16 protein-coding genes are annotated in these 14,736 nt (G+C 69.0%); all 16 read right to left on the bottom strand.

The features are described 5' to 3' along the window. Nucleotides 1-42: 42 nt before the first annotated feature. Complete coding sequence (locus ACFFCA_RS01355) at nucleotides 43-867, bottom strand: F0F1 ATP synthase subunit delta (RefSeq protein WP_375481121.1); 825 nt, start codon at nucleotides 865-867, stop codon at nucleotides 43-45. Beyond that, nucleotides 864-1,433 carry a F0F1 ATP synthase subunit B gene (locus ACFFCA_RS01350; protein ID WP_375481120.1) on the bottom strand — a complete coding sequence of 190 codons (570 nt, stop codon included), beginning with the start codon at nucleotides 1,431-1,433 and terminating at the stop codon, nucleotides 864-866. The genes ACFFCA_RS01355 and ACFFCA_RS01350 overlap by 4 nt, the downstream gene beginning before the upstream one ends. A gap of 45 nt (nucleotides 1,434-1,478) precedes the next feature. After that, entirely contained in the window at nucleotides 1,479-1,694 is a 216-nt protein-coding gene (atpE, locus tag ACFFCA_RS01345; RefSeq protein WP_375481119.1) for an ATP synthase F0 subunit C, read from the bottom strand. Between the two features lie 86 nt (nucleotides 1,695-1,780). Then, the gene (gene atpB, locus ACFFCA_RS01340; protein WP_375481118.1) at nucleotides 1,781-2,581 is read right to left on the bottom strand and encodes a F0F1 ATP synthase subunit A; all 801 of its coding nucleotides are present in this window, start codon (nucleotides 2,579-2,581) and stop codon (nucleotides 1,781-1,783) included. Nucleotides 2,582-2,642: 61 nt separating this feature from the next. Beyond that, nucleotides 2,643-2,942: a hypothetical protein gene (locus ACFFCA_RS01335; RefSeq protein WP_375481117.1), complete on the bottom strand. Its 300-nt coding sequence runs from the start codon at nucleotides 2,940-2,942 to the stop codon at nucleotides 2,643-2,645. 28 nt (nucleotides 2,943-2,970) lie between these two features. Continuing rightward, nucleotides 2,971-3,411: a hypothetical protein gene (locus ACFFCA_RS01330; RefSeq protein ID WP_375481116.1), complete on the bottom strand. Its 441-nt coding sequence runs from the start codon at nucleotides 3,409-3,411 to the stop codon at nucleotides 2,971-2,973. A 58-nt stretch (nucleotides 3,412-3,469) separates the two neighbouring features. Continuing rightward, the gene (locus ACFFCA_RS01325) at nucleotides 3,470-4,678 is read right to left on the bottom strand and encodes a glycosyltransferase family 4 protein (RefSeq protein WP_375481115.1); all 1,209 of its coding nucleotides are present in this window, start codon (nucleotides 4,676-4,678) and stop codon (nucleotides 3,470-3,472) included. Continuing rightward, the gene (locus ACFFCA_RS01320; RefSeq protein WP_375481114.1) at nucleotides 4,675-5,361 is read right to left on the bottom strand and encodes an L-threonylcarbamoyladenylate synthase; all 687 of its coding nucleotides are present in this window, start codon (nucleotides 5,359-5,361) and stop codon (nucleotides 4,675-4,677) included. Before ACFFCA_RS01320 ends, ACFFCA_RS01325 begins: the two co-directional genes overlap by 4 nt. A 60-nt stretch (nucleotides 5,362-5,421) precedes the next feature. Then, the gene (prmC, locus tag ACFFCA_RS01315; protein ID WP_375481113.1) at nucleotides 5,422-6,261 is read right to left on the bottom strand and encodes a peptide chain release factor N(5)-glutamine methyltransferase; all 840 of its coding nucleotides are present in this window, start codon (nucleotides 6,259-6,261) and stop codon (nucleotides 5,422-5,424) included. Then, nucleotides 6,258-7,355 carry a peptide chain release factor 1 gene (prfA, locus tag ACFFCA_RS01310; RefSeq protein ID WP_375481112.1) on the bottom strand — a complete coding sequence of 366 codons (1,098 nt, stop codon included), beginning with the start codon at nucleotides 7,353-7,355 and terminating at the stop codon, nucleotides 6,258-6,260. Before prfA ends, prmC begins: the two co-directional genes overlap by 4 nt. Before the next feature lie 51 nt (nucleotides 7,356-7,406). Then, nucleotides 7,407-7,619: a 50S ribosomal protein L31 gene (gene rpmE, locus ACFFCA_RS01305; protein ID WP_375481111.1), complete on the bottom strand. Its 213-nt coding sequence runs from the start codon at nucleotides 7,617-7,619 to the stop codon at nucleotides 7,407-7,409. A 168-nt stretch (nucleotides 7,620-7,787) separates the two neighbouring features. Beyond that, the gene (locus ACFFCA_RS01300) at nucleotides 7,788-9,044 is read right to left on the bottom strand and encodes an ABC transporter ATP-binding protein (protein ID WP_375481110.1); all 1,257 of its coding nucleotides are present in this window, start codon (nucleotides 9,042-9,044) and stop codon (nucleotides 7,788-7,790) included. A gap of 9 nt (nucleotides 9,045-9,053) precedes the next feature. Further along, a complete protein-coding gene (locus ACFFCA_RS01295) occupies nucleotides 9,054-9,920 on the bottom strand; it encodes a carbohydrate ABC transporter permease (RefSeq protein WP_375481109.1) in 867 nt (288 codons plus the stop codon). A 1-nt stretch (nucleotide 9,921) separates the two neighbouring features. Then, the gene (locus tag ACFFCA_RS01290; protein WP_375481108.1) at nucleotides 9,922-10,893 is read right to left on the bottom strand and encodes a carbohydrate ABC transporter permease; all 972 of its coding nucleotides are present in this window, start codon (nucleotides 10,891-10,893) and stop codon (nucleotides 9,922-9,924) included. Between the two features lie 67 nt (nucleotides 10,894-10,960). Then, on the bottom strand, nucleotides 10,961-12,241 hold the full coding sequence (locus ACFFCA_RS01285) for an extracellular solute-binding protein (protein ID WP_375481107.1): 1,281 nt from the start codon (nucleotides 12,239-12,241) through the stop codon (nucleotides 10,961-10,963). A 253-nt stretch (nucleotides 12,242-12,494) separates the two neighbouring features. After that, nucleotides 12,495-14,486 (bottom strand): transcription termination factor Rho, encoded by a 1,992-nt coding sequence (rho, locus tag ACFFCA_RS01280; protein WP_375481106.1) that lies wholly within the window; start codon nucleotides 14,484-14,486, stop codon nucleotides 12,495-12,497. Between the last annotated feature and the right edge of the window lie 250 nt (nucleotides 14,487-14,736).

Here is a 14,736-nt window from a genome sequence, read left to right as displayed (position 1 = left end):
TCCTTCTTCTCGGTCGTGGGCGTCGTGCGTGAGTCGGTGGGCTCAGGTGGTGAGCGAGGATCGGGCCGTGGCGAAGCGGGCGGCCACGCTGCCGTCGATGACCTCGTCACCGACGCGGATCACGAGACCGCCCTGGACGGCGGGGTCGAGCGCGGTGCGCAGCGTGATCTCGCGCCCGTACATCTCGGTCAGGATCCGGGTGAGCTTGCGCTGCTGCGCGTCGCTGAGCGGGCTGGCGGACACCACGCGCGCGATCGAGCGCTCCTGGCGCTTGGCCGCCAGCTCGAGCAGGTCGTCGATGGCCAGCAGGATGCTGCGCTTGCGCTGGCTGGAGACGGCGTGGTCGAGCAACGCCTTGGTGGCGTCGCTGACCTTGCCCCCGAGCAACGAGTCGAGCAGGGTCCGGCGGCGGGCCGGGTCGACCGTGTACTCGTCGAGCAGCGCGACGAGCTCGCCGTCACCCTGGATGATGCGTTCGAAGCGGAACAGCTCGTCCTCGACGGTGTCGAGCTCGCTGCGCTTCTCGGCGGAGGCGAACAGCGCGTCGTCGCCGGCGCTCTCGAGGGAGTCGCACAGGTCCCACGGGTTCGACCACCGCAGCCGGACCGCGGCGGCGACGACCCTGCGGGCCGCCTCGCCGATCTGGGACCCGATCAGGCCCTCGAGGATGCCGACGCGGTCGTCGGCGGGTGTTGCCGGGTCACCCACCGTGCGCCGCAGACGCGGGTTGCCGACGAGCAGGTCGGCCACGGCGTAGAGCTCCTGCGCGAGGGTCACCAGCGTGGTGGCGTGGGCTCGCGGGCCCACCGCCGAGCGCTGCTCGTCCTGCAGGGTCTCGAGCGCCTGCCGGCTCGCCGATCGCATCATGCCCGCGGCTCCCCTGCCGACCCTGTCGAGGCCGACGTGGCGTCATCCTGTGCCTCGAGGCCGGCCAGGAACGAGTCGACCGTGGCCGAGACCTGTGCGTCGTCGGCGAGGCGCTGCTGCACGATGCGCTCGGACAGCTCGACGGCCAGCGTGCCGATCTCGCCGCGCAGCTCGCGCACGACGGCCTGCCGCTGGTTGGCCAGCTGCTCCTCGCCGCGGGCGACGATCCGCGCCGATTCCTCCTGCGCCTGCGCACGCAGCTCCTCGATGGTGCGCTGCGCCTCGGCGCGGGCGTTCTCGCGGATCTGGGCGGCCTCTGACCGCGCCTCGGCGAGCTGCTGCTGGTACTTCTCCAGCGTGGCCTTGGCCTCGGCCTGCGCCTTCTCGGCGCGTTCCAGTCCACCCTCGATGGCGTCCCGACGTGCCGCGAAGTTCTTCTCGAACGCGGGCACGACGTACTTGCGCACCAGGTAGAACAGGATCGCGAAGATGATCAGGACGAGGACGAACTCGGACCACACGAAGTTCAGGGGTCCGGGTTCCTTCGCCGCGAGCACTGCGCTCATCGGGACGCTCCTATCCGGGGTCGTTCAGGGTTGCTGGGTCGCACGTCAGGGTTTGAGTACGAACGCCAGCGCAATACCGATGATGGCGAGCGCCTCGGACAGCGCGAAGCCCAGGAAGGCGATGGTCTGCAGCCGGCTCTGCAGCTCCGGCTGGCGAGCGGTGCCGTTGATGTACGCGGCGAAGACGATGCCTACACCGATACCGGGGCCGATCGCGGCGAGGCCGTAACCAACCATGTTGAGCGTGCCGCCGATTGCCATTTGTGTTTCCTCTCGTTCTTCGGTCCCGATGACCGAGGTCGGTGGTGCGTCGTGCTGGGGTGAGTCAGGGGCGTGCGGTGCGCGGGTCAGTGATCCTTGGCCTGTGCACCGGCGATGTAGCTGGCGGTGAGCAGGGTGAAGACGTAGGCCTGGAGCGTGGCCACGATGAGCTCCAGGAAGCCGATCGCGACGCCCAGGGCGAAGGCGAGCACGCCGGCGGGCTTGTTGATCACGCCGTTCGACGCGTGCAGGAGCAGGAAGGCACCGCCGGTCGAGAACAGGATGATCAGCAGGTGGCCGGCGAACATGTTGGCGAACAGTCGCAGCGACAGGGTGATCGGGCGGACGATCACGTTGGACAGGAATTCCAGCGGCGCCACGAGCCAGATCAGGTACCACGGCACGCCCGACGGGATCGTGACGTGCTTGAGGTAGCCCAGCGGGCCCTTGTCGATGATCCCGACCGCGTTGAAGATGATCCAGACCAGCGCGGCCAGCCCGTAGGCGTAGTTGACGCGCGAGAACGTCGGGAACTGCAAGAACGGCACGATGCCGAACAGGTTGTTGATGATGATGAAGAAGAACAGCGACACCAGCAGGGGCACCCAGCGCATGAAGTCGGCGCCGATGACGTCACGGCCCATGCCGTCGCGGATCAGGTTGTAGGCGGACTCACCGAGATACTGCCGCTTGCCCGGCACGACCTCCCCGCGGCGCGAGGTCAAATACAGGAAGGCGAAGGCCAGGATGGCACCGAGCAGGAGCAACGCCGCCGGCTTGGTGTAGACGGCGAGGTACCCGTGCTGGTCCCAGTGCGTCCCCGTGAAGTCCGGAAGGAAGAAGTCGACCGGGTCCGGGGGCTGGTAACTCTCGGCCAGCACATTCACGCCCTCACTCCGTTCGGGCCGGACAAGCCGCCACGCTCATGGCTCGCTCCGCAAGCGTCGCTCACTGCATCTCTCCTCGGTCTGCGCGATCACCGCGTCGTTCGGTCGGATGATCGTGGTGGATCGGGGTTCTGGTCGGGCTGTCGTCGTCACCGCGGAAGCGGTACCGCGCGAAGATCATGTAGAAGCTGAAGAACATCCCGACGACGATGCCGACCGGGACGAGGTAACTGGCGTGCAGCCAGAGACCCAGAAGCCATCCCAGAACACCGTAGAACGCGACGCCGGCCACCAGATAACCGAAGGCCGCCCATGGGTCCTGATCACCCTCGGTGGTGCCGGGTGATGCCTGCTTCGTCATTGTCGTCCGCACTCTAACAAGTGATTTCTCAGGCTCGTGCGCCGGGTGGGCGGGCATCGCGGATCTGCAGGGCGACGCCGACGACCACGCCGACGACCAGGCCGAGCGCGAACGCGGGGGCGTCCAGGACGTGCGGATCGGACGCGGCGAGCACCGCGATGAGGACGGCGGCCACCGTGGTGTAGGTGCTCAGCGCCATGACCGTCGCGAGGGAGGGCGACAGCGCCGCACCGGCGCGCACGGCGAGCAGGCCGCCGATGAGCAGGGCCGCCGTGAGGGCCACGCCGCCGGCGTAGCTCAGCGCCGCCCGGCCGGCCTTGTCCGAGAGCAGGTAGTAGGCGAGCGCCCCGACCACCAGGGGCACGGCGAACACGACCAACCGCACCCGCACCGCGATCATGGCGGGGCCCCGGCGACCCATCGCCGACGGCGGCGTCAGGTGCCGCTGCAGCGTGTCCCGGACGACCATGCCTGAAACCGTACCTACCGATGGGCCCTCGTCGAAAATCGTGCCCGACGGACCGGTGTCAGCGCTTGCCGCCCTGACCGCTGGGTTCGCGGGCCTTCAGGCGTTCGCGGTGGCGCGTCGCCCCGGCCACGGCGGGGCCCGGGGTGCGCCGGTGGCGCGCGGTGGGGACCAGCGAGACGAGCAGGCCGACGACGACCAGGGTCACGAGCAGCCAGAGCACCACCCACTGGCTGCCCTCGAAGGACAACCCGACCCCGGCGAACGCCACGACCGCCGACCAGAAGTAGAGCAGGAGCACGGCCCGGCGATGGCTGTGGCCGATCTCGAGCAGGCGGTGGTGCAGGTGCTGCTTGTCGGGCGCGAAGGGCGAGCGGCCGCGTGCGACCCGGCGCACCACGGCGAGCAGCAGGTCGACGAACGGCAGCGCGAGCACCGCGGCCGGGATGATCAGCGGGAGGTACAGCGGCAGGGTGCCGAGCGCGCTGTTGAAGACCTGGGGGTCGACGGTGGTGGTGGCCGTCGTGGCCGACGCCGACAGGATCAGCCCCACCATCATCGACCCGGAGTCACCCATGAAGATCTTGGCTGGGAAGAAGTTGTGCGGCAGGAAGCCGATGCAGGTGCCGGCCAGGGCCGCGGCCAGCAGGGTCGGCGGCGACGCCGACCCGGTGAACCCGTCCTGGGCCAGGTGGTAGGCGAAGACGAAGAAGGCGATGGCCGCGATCGTGCTGACGCCCGCGGCCAGCCCGTCCAGCCCGTCGATGAAGTTGAGCGCGTTGATGGTGAGCAGGGTGAGGATGATGGTGACGGGGATGCCCAGGTTGCGGTCGAAGGTGAACGTGCTCCCGCCGCCGACCCCGGGCAGGTAGATGGTGCCGAGCTGGACCGCGCCCTTGGTGACCATCAGGCCGGTGGCGAGCGCCTGCCCGGCGAGCTTGGTCAGCGAGTCCAGTTCGTACATGTCGTCGAGCACCCCGATACCGCAGATGATCGCGGCGGACGCGACCACCCAGGGCATCTCCGGCCCGATCTTGAACCCCTCCCCCAGCGTGGGCAGCCGGGAGGCCACGAACAGGCCCAGGGCGAACCCGGCGAAGATCGCCACCCCGCCCATCCGCGGGATGGCGACGGCGTGCACGTCGCGGTCGCGGGGCTTGGCCACGGCGCCGATCTTGATCGCGACCCGTCTGGCGATCGGGGTCAGCACGAAGCTGGCGATGGCCGCGACGCAGGCGACCAGGAGGTACTCGAGGCTGGGATGCCTCATGGGCGCGGCCGGGGCGTCGGCCGCGCCGGTTCGAGGCCGATGATGTCGGGGACGACCTCGCGCAACGCGCTCTCGGTGACGCCGCCGGCGCGCAGCACCCGGGGCTGGGGGCCGGTGACGTCGACGATGGTGGAGGCGACCCCGACCGCCACCGGGCCGTCCTCGAGGTAGACCGCGACGTCCTCGCCGAGCTGGGCCCGGGCCTCGGCCGCGGTCTGGGCCGGGGGCTGCCCCGACTTGTTGGCGCTCGAGACGGCCATCGGCCCGGTCTTCTCGAGCAGCTCGATGGCGACGGGGTGCAGGGGCATGCGCACGGCCACGGTGCCGTGGGTGTCGCCGAGGTCCCACGCGAGCGACTGCGCGTGCCGGACGACCAGGGTGAGGCCGCCGGGCCAGAACGCCTCGATCAGCAGCCGCATCCGCGCGTCGACGGCGCTCACGAGCCCGTCGATGGTGGTCCAGGAACCGACCAGGACGGGAATGGGCATGTCCCGGCCCCGTCCCTTGGCCGTCAGGAGGTCGTTCACGGCGACGGCATCAAAGGCATCCGCGCCGAGCCCGTAGACGGTGTCGGTCGGCAGCACGACGAGCTCGCCCGACGCGACGCTGTGGGCGGCGGTCTGGATGGCGTCGTCGCGGACGTCGGGATCGCCGCACTCGAAGAACAGGGCCACGGCCGACATCTTGCCCCACGCACCTGTCCGCGGTTCGTCAGCTCGCCCGCCCGGAGGCTGACGCAGGCGTCAGGAGCGACGGGCGGTGCTGTAGCGGGAGCGTCCGGTCAGGTCGTCGTGGTCGGCGATCCGGGTCCAGCGGCCGTCGGCCTCGAGCAGGCCGGGCACCGCCTCGCCCTGGGTGTCGTCGTGCTCGACGGCCAGGATCCCGCCGGGCCGCAGCAGCGCCGCCGCCCGCGTGACAACCGTCGACATGAGGTCGAGCCCGTCCGCCCCGGCGAAGACCGCGTCCCCCGGGTCGGCCAGCACTTCGGGGGCGACGTCGGTAGGCAGCGGGACGTAAGGCGGGTTGCAGACCACGGCGTCGGCCCGACCGTCCATCGACCGCAGCAGCTCGGGATCGCGGATGTCGCCCACCAGGACCCGGACCGACGTGCCGGCGGCGTTGCCGGTCAACCAGCGGGCGGCCGCCCCGGACCGCTCGACGGCCAGCACCCTGGCCGCCGGGACCTCGTCGGCGATCGCCAGGCCGAGCGCGCCCGACCCGGCACACAGGTCGACGGCGACCGGGGCCTCGAGCCCGGACAGGTGCGGCAGCACCGCGTCGACCAGCAGTTCGGTCTCCGGCCGCGGGACGAACACTCCGGGCCCGACGTCGAGCACGAGGTGGCGGAAGGGCGCGCGGCCGGTGATGTGTTGCAACGGCTCGCGGCGCACCCGGCGGGTGACCCACTCGTCGAAGCGCCGCGCGACGGAGTCCGGCACGGTGTCGAGCGTGAGCAGGGCGCCGCGGGGACGGTCGAGCAGGGCGGCCAGCAGCAGCTCGGCGTCGACGCGCGGGCTGTCCACGCCCGCGACGGACAGCCGTTCGGTGGCCTCGGCCAGCAGGGACCGGGCCGCGACGCTCATGAGCCGGAGCCGGCCAGCAACGCCTCGGTGTCGGCCTGCTGCAGCGCGGCGATGACGTCGTCCAGCGCACCGTCGAGGACCTGGTCCAGGTTGTAGGCCTTGAACCCGACGCGGTGGTCGCTGATCCGGTTCTCCGGGAAGTTGTAGGTGCGTACCCGCTCGGACCGGTCGACGGTGCGCACCTGGGAGCGACGCGCGTCGGACGACGCCGCCGCGGCCTCCTCCTGGGCGGCCGCCAGCAACCGGGCGCGCAGCACCCGCATGCCGGCCTCGCGGTTCTGCAGCTGGCTCTTCTCGTTCTGCATGCTGACCACGGTTCCGGTGGGGACGTGGGTGATCCGCACCGCCGAGTCGGTGGTGTTCACGCTCTGCCCGCCGGGGCCGGAGGACCGGTAGACGTCGATGCGCAGGTCGTTCGGGTCGATCTCGACGTCGACCTCCTCGGCCTCGGGCAGCGCGACCACTCCGGCGGCAGACGTGTGGATGCGGCCCTGCGACTCCGTGGCCGGGACGCGCTGCACCCGGTGCACCCCGCCCTCGTACTTCAGATGCGCCCACACGGCGCTGTCGACCTTGCGGGACCGGACGGCGACGGTCACCGACTTGATGCCGCCCAGGTCGGTGGACTCCTCGTCGAGGACCTCGACGGCCCAGCCCTGCCGCTCGGCGTAGCGCAGGTACATGCGCAGCAGGTCGCCGGCGAACAGTGCCGACTCGTCGCCGCCCTCGCCGGCCTTGACCTCGAGGATCACGTCCTTGGCGTCGTTGGGATCCTTCGGGACGAGCAGGTGCGTCAGCCGTGTCTCGAGCTGGCCGGTGCGGGTGGTCAGCGACTCGACCTCGGCTGCGAACGACGGATCCTCGGCGGCGAGCTCACGGGCGGCGGCCAGGTCGCCCCGGACGGTCTCGAGCTCGGCCGCCGCGGCCGTGATCGGCGCCAGTTCGGCGAAGCGGCGGCCCAGGGTGCGCGCGCGGCCGGCGTCGGCGTGCACAGCCGGGTCGGCCAGCTGACGCTCCACGTCGGTGTACTCGGCGAGCAGCTCGGCGAGACGCCCTGACGGGTTAACGCTGGAACCCTCAGGCAACGACGTCACCTGAGGGTTCCAGCACACTCGACAACAACAGAAGAGTTCCGGGGAGGCGGATTAGCGGACGCGCTTGCCGTAGCGCTTCTCGAACTTGTCGACGCGGCCGCCGACGTCCATGATCTTCTGCTTGCCCGTGTAGAACGGGTGGCAGGCCGAGCACACCTCGGCGCGCAGCTGGCCGGACTTGGCCGTGCTGCGGGTGGTGAACGTGTTGCCGCAGGAGCAGGTGACCTCGGTGGTCACGTACTCGGGGTGGATGCCTTCGCGCATGTCTCTGGTTCCCTTGTGTGTCTGGCCCCGGGTCCCTCGTGGAAGGCGAGGGTGAACCGCAGCCGGGTGGTGACGGGCCTCGCGGCCCGATCGATCAGTCTGCCAGGTTCGGGCCTGGCAAATCCAATCGCTCACTGAACCCGGGCTGCGGCCCGTTTGTTCCCGCGCTCAGACCTTGAGGGGCTCCTTCTCCTGGGCCCGGGCGAGCTCGCGCTTGCGGTCCTCCTCGGACTCGTCGGCGATCTGGCGGGCCTTGCTCTCGTCGCGGGTCAGGTTGTCGCCCGACTCGGCGTCGAAGACGTGGATCGAGTCCGGGTTGACCCACAGCTCGGCGTCGTCGCCCTGCCGGATCTTGCTCGAACCGTCCAGCGACACCACGAGCTGGGTGCGCATGGCCTCGCCGTCGAGCTCGCGGTCCAGCTCGTTCAGCGCCTGCTGCACGTCCTTGTGCGGCTCGAAGGGCAGGTAGGCGTACTTCTCGTTGCCCAGCCACTCGGTGACGTCGACGGTGGCCGTGAACGTGACCCCCTCGTGGCGGTGCACCTCCTCGACGAGGTTCGCGTCCTCGAAGGCCTCGGGTCGCACGCCCACGATGACCAGGTCGCCCTTGTTCTTGGCCTTGCCGACGGCCTCGGGCAGCGGCAGGTTGACGAAGGGCATCTCGAGCACGTTGTCGCCGACGGTCGCCGGCAGGAAGTTCATCGGCGGGGACCCGATGAACCCGGCCACGAACAGGTTGACGGGCTGCTCGTAGAGCTCGCGCGGGCTGGCCACCTGCTGCAGCACTCCACGACGCAGCACCGCGACCCGGTCGCCGAGCGTCATGGCCTCGGTCTGGTCGTGGGTGACGTAGACGGTGGTGATGCCCAGGCGGCGCTGCAGCCGCGCGATCTCGGTGCGCATCTGCCCGCGCAGCTTGGCGTCGAGGTTGGACAGCGGCTCGTCGAAGAGGAACCCGTTGGCCGAGCGGATGATCGCCCGTCCCATGGCGACGCGCTGCCGCTGGCCGCCGGAGAGGTTCGCCGGCTTGCGGTCGAGGTGTTCGCGGAGTTCGAGGGAGTCCGCGATCTCCCCCACCATCTCCTTGATCTTCGACTCGGGCACCTTGTTCTTGCTCAACCGCAGCGGGAAGGCGATGTTCTCGAACACGGTCAGGTGCGGGTACAGCGCGTAGTTCTGGAACACCATGGACAGGTTCCGGTCACGTGGGGCGCGGTCGTTCATCCTGGTGCCGTCGATGACCAGGTCGCCGCTGGTGATGTCCTCCAGCCCGACGATCATCCGCAGCAGCGTGGACTTACCGGATCCGGACGGCCCGACGAGGATCAGGAACTCCCCGTCGGCGACGTCGATGTTGACGTCGGTGACGGCCTTGAAACCGTCGCCGTACACCTTGGTGATGTGGTTCATCTCGATGGTCGACACGAGTGCTCCCTAACCCTTCACTGCACCGGCGGTGAGGCCGGCGACGATGCGCTTCTGGAAGACGAGGACGAGGACGACGACCGGGATGGTGACGACCACGGCGGCCGCCGCCACGAACCCCGTCGGCGGGATGAACTGGGACGGGCCCTGGAAGGTACCCAGGACCGCGGGCACGGTCTGGGCGCCGTCGAAGTGCCCGGCCTTGCCCGGCGTGGACGACAGGCCGGTCGCGAACACGAAGTCGTTCCAGGCGTTGAAGAAGGCGATGATCGCCGTGGTGAACACGCCGGGAGCGGCCAGCGGGAACACGACCTTGCGGAACGCCTGCCAGCTCGTCGCGCCGTCGACCTGTGCCGCCTGCTCCATCTCCCAGGGGATCTGGCGGAAGAACGCCGTCATGGTCCAGATCGACAGCGGCAGGGTCAGGGACAGGTACGGGATGATCAGACCCGGCCACGTGTTGTACAGCCCGATCTCGCGCCACAGGTTGAACAGCGGCGTCACGATGCTGATGGACGGGAAGAACGCCGTCAGCAGCGCCGCGTTGAGCACCAGCTTCTTGCCCGGGAAGTCCAACCGGGCGATGCCGTAGGCGCAGAACGCCGACAGGATCACCGAGATGAACGTGGCGATGAGGCAGATGCCGATCGAGTTGATGAGCGCCGGCACGAACAGGTCGTGGGCCCCGCCGGTGAAGATGTACTTGTAGCTCGCCCAGGACCACTTGTTGGGGATGTAGTCGCGGTCGTTGACCGTCGCCCCGGTCTTGAGCGACAGCGACAGGATCCAACCGATCGGCAGCAGGGTGTAGAGGATGATCGGGATGGCGGCGACGCCCATCCAGACCTTGGCGCGGTGGGAGACCTCGGCACTCATGTCACTCCCCTGCCACTCGGGACAGATCGGTCTTGAAGAACTTGATGAACACGAAGCTGATGATGATCACGCAGAAGAACAGCAGGATCGAGATCGCGGACCCGAGGCCGATCTCGCTGCGCGTGAGCGTCTGGTTGGCGGCCAGGATGGCCACCGACTGCGTGTTCTGTGAGCCCTTCGTCATGATGTAGATGTTGTCGAAGATCCGGAACGCGTCGAGTGCACGGAACAGGACGGCGACCATGATCGCCGCCTTCATCGACGGCAGGATGACCCGGCGCAACCGCTCCCAGAACGTCGCACCGTCGACCTCGGCCGCCTCGGTCAGCTCGCCGGGCACCTGCGCCAGGCCGGCCAGCAGCAGCAGCGACATGAACGGCGTGGTCTTCCAGATCTCGGACACCATGATCGCGATCAGCGCCGACCAGTGGTGGCCGAAGAAGTCGTAGTTGCGGTTGAAGGACCCGAACGTGATGTAGTGCAGCCACACGCTCAGGTACCCGCTGGTCGGGGCGAAGGCGTACTGGAACCCGTAGGCCGACACGACGGTGATGATCGAGTACGGGATGAGCACGATCGTCCGCAGCGTCTTGCGCGGGATGACGATCTTGTTCATGACCATGGCCAGTGCCATGCCCAGCACGAACTCGATGGCCACCGTGATGACCATGATCAGCGCCGAGATCTCGACGGCCTTCCACCAGGTGGAGTCCGACAGGACCACCTTGTAGTTCTTGAACCAGATGAAGGCCCGCCCGTTCGGGTCGGTCAGCCGGTAGTTGAAGAACGACAGGTAGATCGCGTTGACGATCGGGTACGCGACCACGAGCATCATGACGAGGAAGGCCGGCGCGGCCAGCTTCCAGCCGAGGTTGCGCTCCTGCTTGGAGCGGTCGGACAGCCCCGCCTTCTTGGCCTTCTTCGGCTCGGCCTCGTGCGCGCCGCCCGACTCCTTCTGCAAGGTCGCTGTCACGACCGGCCTCGCTTCACTCGGGCCGGCCGGCAGAGCCAGCGCCCTTGGTTCATTCCGCAAGCGTCATTCACAGCAGCTTGTCCCCCTTCAGCACGGCCAGGATGAAGTCCTGCGCCTTCTTGGGTGTCGACGAGTTGACCGAGTTCGGCGGGCTGAACGATTCCTGCAGCGCCGTGGACAGGTCGCCGTAGTACTGGGTCTGCGGCCGGGGCGCGGCCCGCTCGAGCGAGGAGCGGATCAGGCTCGCCATCGGGTAGGCCTTGCGGATCGACGCCGCGTTGTAGACCTGGGTGTTGGCGGCCGGGTTGCCCGAGCTGTTGAAGTACTCCAGCTGGTGCTTCTCGTTACGGATGCACGAGAGCGCCTGCCACACGAGGGACTTGTGCGAGCCGTAGGCGCCGGCACCGATCTCGATGCCGCCGAACGGCGGCCTGGACTGCTTGCCGGCCACCGTCTCGGGGTAGTAGGTCCAGCCCACGTCGGTGTCGCGGAACTTCACGCCGTCGGCCTTCATCGCGGCCCAGACGTACGGCCAGATGGTCATGAACGCGCTGGTGCTGGGGTTCTCGAAGACGGCCAGCGACTGCGCCTCCTCGCTGGTCGACAGCGACGGGCCGCCGATGCCCTTGCGTGCCACCTGCGAGATGACGCCGGCCGCGTCCTTCCCGGCGGCGGAGTTCAGGCCGAGCTTGAGCTTCTTGGCGATGGCACCCGGGTTCTGGACGATCTTGCCGCCGGCCCCCTCGACCAGGGCGTTGATCCAGACCGTGTAGCCCTCGTAGAGGTCGGCCTGCACGCCGATGGTCTTCTTCGCCTTGGACGCGGCGTCGATGAGCTGCTGCCAGGTGACCGGCTTGCTCATGTCCAGGCCCTGGGCCTTGGCGATGGACTTGCGGTACCAGAGCAGCTGGGTGTTGGCCCAGAACGGCGCCGCGACCAGCTTGTTCTTCCACGTGGACGCCACCACGGCCGGCTTGACGATGTCCTTGGTGAAGTCGGCCTTGTACGACGACGGCACGTCGGCCAGGAACCCGGCCTCGGCGAACTCGGCGACGAACACCGGGTCCAGGCTCATCATGTCGATGGAGGAGTCCTTGGCCGCCAGGCGCGTGACCAGTTGCTGGCGCTGCTGGCTGGCGTCGTTCGGCAGGATGTGGGTGGAGATCTTGTACTTGCCCCCGGAGGCGGCGGCGCATTCCTTGCCCAGCGTCGCCTGCGCCCCGTTGTCAGGGTTGATGTACCAATTCAGCGTCGGCGCACCGCTCGAGCTGCTGCAGGCGCTCACCGTGCCCAGGACGACCGCGGCACTCACCCCGACCCGTGCCAGGTTCCGCGTCCATCGACTCATGCGTTCTCCCCTCAGACCGGCGGATCTGACGCCTGTTGGGGGCATCCCGACCGGTTTATCGCGTGTGCCCCGCTTCACACTCAGCAGAACGTAACCGTGCGTCCGGGCTGACAGCAAGCGTTTCCACCTGATCGCTATCGCGCCGTGTTGTTCGGCATCGGTCGCGGTCCGGACACACAACAGGCCCGTCCCCGAACAAATTCGAGGACGGGCCTGGCCCGTGTCTGCTGTGACTGCTGGTGTCTGTGGGTTCCTACTGGTCCTGGCCGGGGGTCGTCTTGGCGATCTGCATCAGGAATTCGATGTTGGTGCGGGTCTTGCGCAGACGGTCGAGCAGCAGCTCGATGGCCTGCTGGGACTCCAGGGCGTGCAGCACCCGCCGCAGCTTGATCGTCACCGCCAGCTCGTCCGGCGACAGCAGGATCTCCTCCTTGCGGGTGGAGGACTGGTCGACGTCGATCGCCGGGAAGACGCGCTTGTCGGCGATCTTGCGGTCGAGCTTGAGCTCGGCGTTGCCGGTGCCCTTGTACTCCTCGAAGAACACCGTGTCGCCGGCCGACCCGGTCTCGACGAGCGCGGTGGCGATGATGGTCAGCGAGCCGCCGTTCTCGATGTTGCGGGCGGCGCCGAGGAAGCGCTTGGGCTGGTAGAGCGCGGTCGAGTCGACGCCGCCGGACAGGATGCGACCGCTGGCGGGTGCGCCGAGGTTGTACGCGCGGCCCAGTCGGGTGATCGAGTCCAGGAGCACGACGACGTCGTGGCCCATCTCGACCAATCGCTTCGCCCGCTCGATGGACAGCTCGGCGACGGTGATGTGGTCCTGCGGGCGACGGTCGAAGGTCGAGGCGATGACCTCGCCCTTGACCGACCGCTGCATGTCGGTGACCTCCTCCGGGCGCTCGTCGACGAGCACGACCATGAGGTGGGCCTCGGGGTTGTTGATCGAGATGGCGTTGGCGATGGCCTGCAGCACCATCGTCTTGCCCGCCTTGGGCGGGGAGACGATCAGCGCCCGCTGGCCCTTGCCCATGGGCATCACCAGGTCGATGACCCGCGTGGTGAGGATGTGCGGCTCGGTCTCGAGACGCAGCCGCTCCTGCGGGTACAGCGGGGTCAGCTTGGTGAACTCGACGCGGTTCTTGGCCTTGTCCGGCGCGTCGCCGTTGACGGTGTCCAGGCGGACGAGCGGGTTGTACTTCTCGCGCCGTTCGCCCTCGCGCAGGGCCTTGACCTGGCCCGTGACGGCGTCGCCTCGACGCAGCCCGTAGCGACGGACCATGGCGTTGGCGATGTAGACGTCGTCCGACGTGGCGAAGTAGCCGCCCACCCGGATGAACCAGTTGCCCTTGTCCTCCTGCGCGTCGACGACGCCGCCGATCGGCACGAGGACGTCGTCGTCGGTGACGGTGGGCTCGATGTCGTTGCCCTGGCCCAGGCCCTGGCCGCCCTGCCGGTCGCGGTTGCGCCCGCGGCGGTCGCGGTAACGACGGCCACGACGGCGCCCGGTGCCGTCGAAGTCGTCGTCGGACTGCGGGTCGTTGCCCTGCTGATCACGGCCCTGCTGGTCGTTGCGGCCCTGCTGATCGTTGCGGCCCTGCTGATCGTTGCGGCCCTGCTGATCGTTACGGCCCTGCTGATCGTTACGGCCCTGCTGATCGTTACGGCCCTGCTGATCGTTGCGGGCGGCCCGCTCGACGCGTCGCTCGCCCTGGTCCTCGCGGGGCGGACGGGTCTCGGCGGGGGCCGATGCGGACGCGGTCCGGTCGGCGGCCGGCGACGTGTCACGTGCCGCTTCGGTACCGGTCGCGGTGTCCGCGGCGGCGCGGCCCGCACGGGTCCGGGTGCGGCTCGCGCCCGCCGCGGTGCCGTTTGCGGTCGAGTCCGCGGCGGGGGCGTCGATGGTGGCGGGCGCGGCCTCGCCGGTCGGGGCGCTGCTTCTCGGGGCGCTGCTCCTCGGAGCGCTGGTCCTCGGACCACTGGTCCTCGGGGCACTGTCCGTGGAGGCGCTGCCCGTCGAGCCGGTGCCGCTGCGCGCGGCCTGGATAGCGGCGACGAGGTCGCTCTTCTTCTTCTTGGCGGTGCTGATGCCGAGGCCGCCCGCGATCTGCTGCAACTCGGGCAGCAACATCGAGGACAACGAGCCCTTCTTGGCAGCCGGGCGGGACGCCTTCGTGCTGCCGGCAGCCTTGTCCGGCGCCGGTGCTTCGGCGACGGCGGGCAAGGTCTGCTCCTGGGTGTCTGTCACGTGAGTCGGATCCTTCCGAAGGTGCCGTCGTGCAGAGCGGGCACGACGACCGGTGTACTGCGGATCCAGGCCGGACGAGGTCCGGTCGGGTCCGGTGCTCCGGCCGGAGGCCGGAATGTGTGGAGAGTCAGAGCCCGTCCACGCGTCGGATGAAAGATCACGACCGTGGAGGAAATGGATTCGTACCGCTGTTGTGCCTGCGGCACCAACCTGCCTGACGGGCTCGAGCCTAGACGCTCGCTCTGACAGC

This window comes from uncultured Jatrophihabitans sp. (assembly GCF_964252635.1).
Taxonomy (GTDB): domain Bacteria; phylum Actinomycetota; class Actinomycetes; order Mycobacteriales; family Jatrophihabitantaceae; genus Jatrophihabitans.
Note: the sequence above shows the minus strand (reverse complement) of the source record. Positions and strands in the feature narration are given on the sequence as shown.

Excerpts from the sequence above, each read along its gene's own strand:
- atpE (WP_375481119.1), bottom strand. The coding sequence starts at position 1,694 with ATGGCAATCGGCGGCACGCTCAACATGGTTGGTTACGGCCTCGCCGCG.
- ACFFCA_RS01350 (WP_375481120.1), bottom strand. The coding sequence starts at position 1,433 with ATGAGCGCAGTGCTCGCGGCGAAGGAACCCGGACCCCTGAACTTCGTG.
- ACFFCA_RS01295 (WP_375481109.1), bottom strand. The coding sequence starts at position 9,920 with ATGAGTGCCGAGGTCTCCCACCGCGCCAAGGTCTGGATGGGCGTCGCC.
- ACFFCA_RS01285 (WP_375481107.1), bottom strand. The coding sequence starts at position 12,241 with ATGAGTCGATGGACGCGGAACCTGGCACGGGTCGGGGTGAGTGCCGCG.
- ACFFCA_RS01325 (WP_375481115.1), bottom strand. The coding sequence starts at position 4,678 with ATGAGGCATCCCAGCCTCGAGTACCTCCTGGTCGCCTGCGTCGCGGCC.
- ACFFCA_RS01320 (WP_375481114.1), bottom strand. The coding sequence starts at position 5,361 with ATGTCGGCCGTGGCCCTGTTCTTCGAGTGCGGCGATCCCGACGTCCGC.
- rpmE (WP_375481111.1), bottom strand. The coding sequence starts at position 7,619 with ATGCGCGAAGGCATCCACCCCGAGTACGTGACCACCGAGGTCACCTGC.
- ACFFCA_RS01330 (WP_375481116.1), bottom strand. The coding sequence starts at position 3,411 with ATGGTCGTCCGGGACACGCTGCAGCGGCACCTGACGCCGCCGTCGGCG.
- prmC (WP_375481113.1), bottom strand. The coding sequence starts at position 6,261 with ATGAGCGTCGCGGCCCGGTCCCTGCTGGCCGAGGCCACCGAACGGCTG.
- ACFFCA_RS01355 (WP_375481121.1), bottom strand. The coding sequence starts at position 867 with ATGATGCGATCGGCGAGCCGGCAGGCGCTCGAGACCCTGCAGGACGAG.
- ACFFCA_RS01335 (WP_375481117.1), bottom strand. The coding sequence starts at position 2,942 with ATGACGAAGCAGGCATCACCCGGCACCACCGAGGGTGATCAGGACCCA.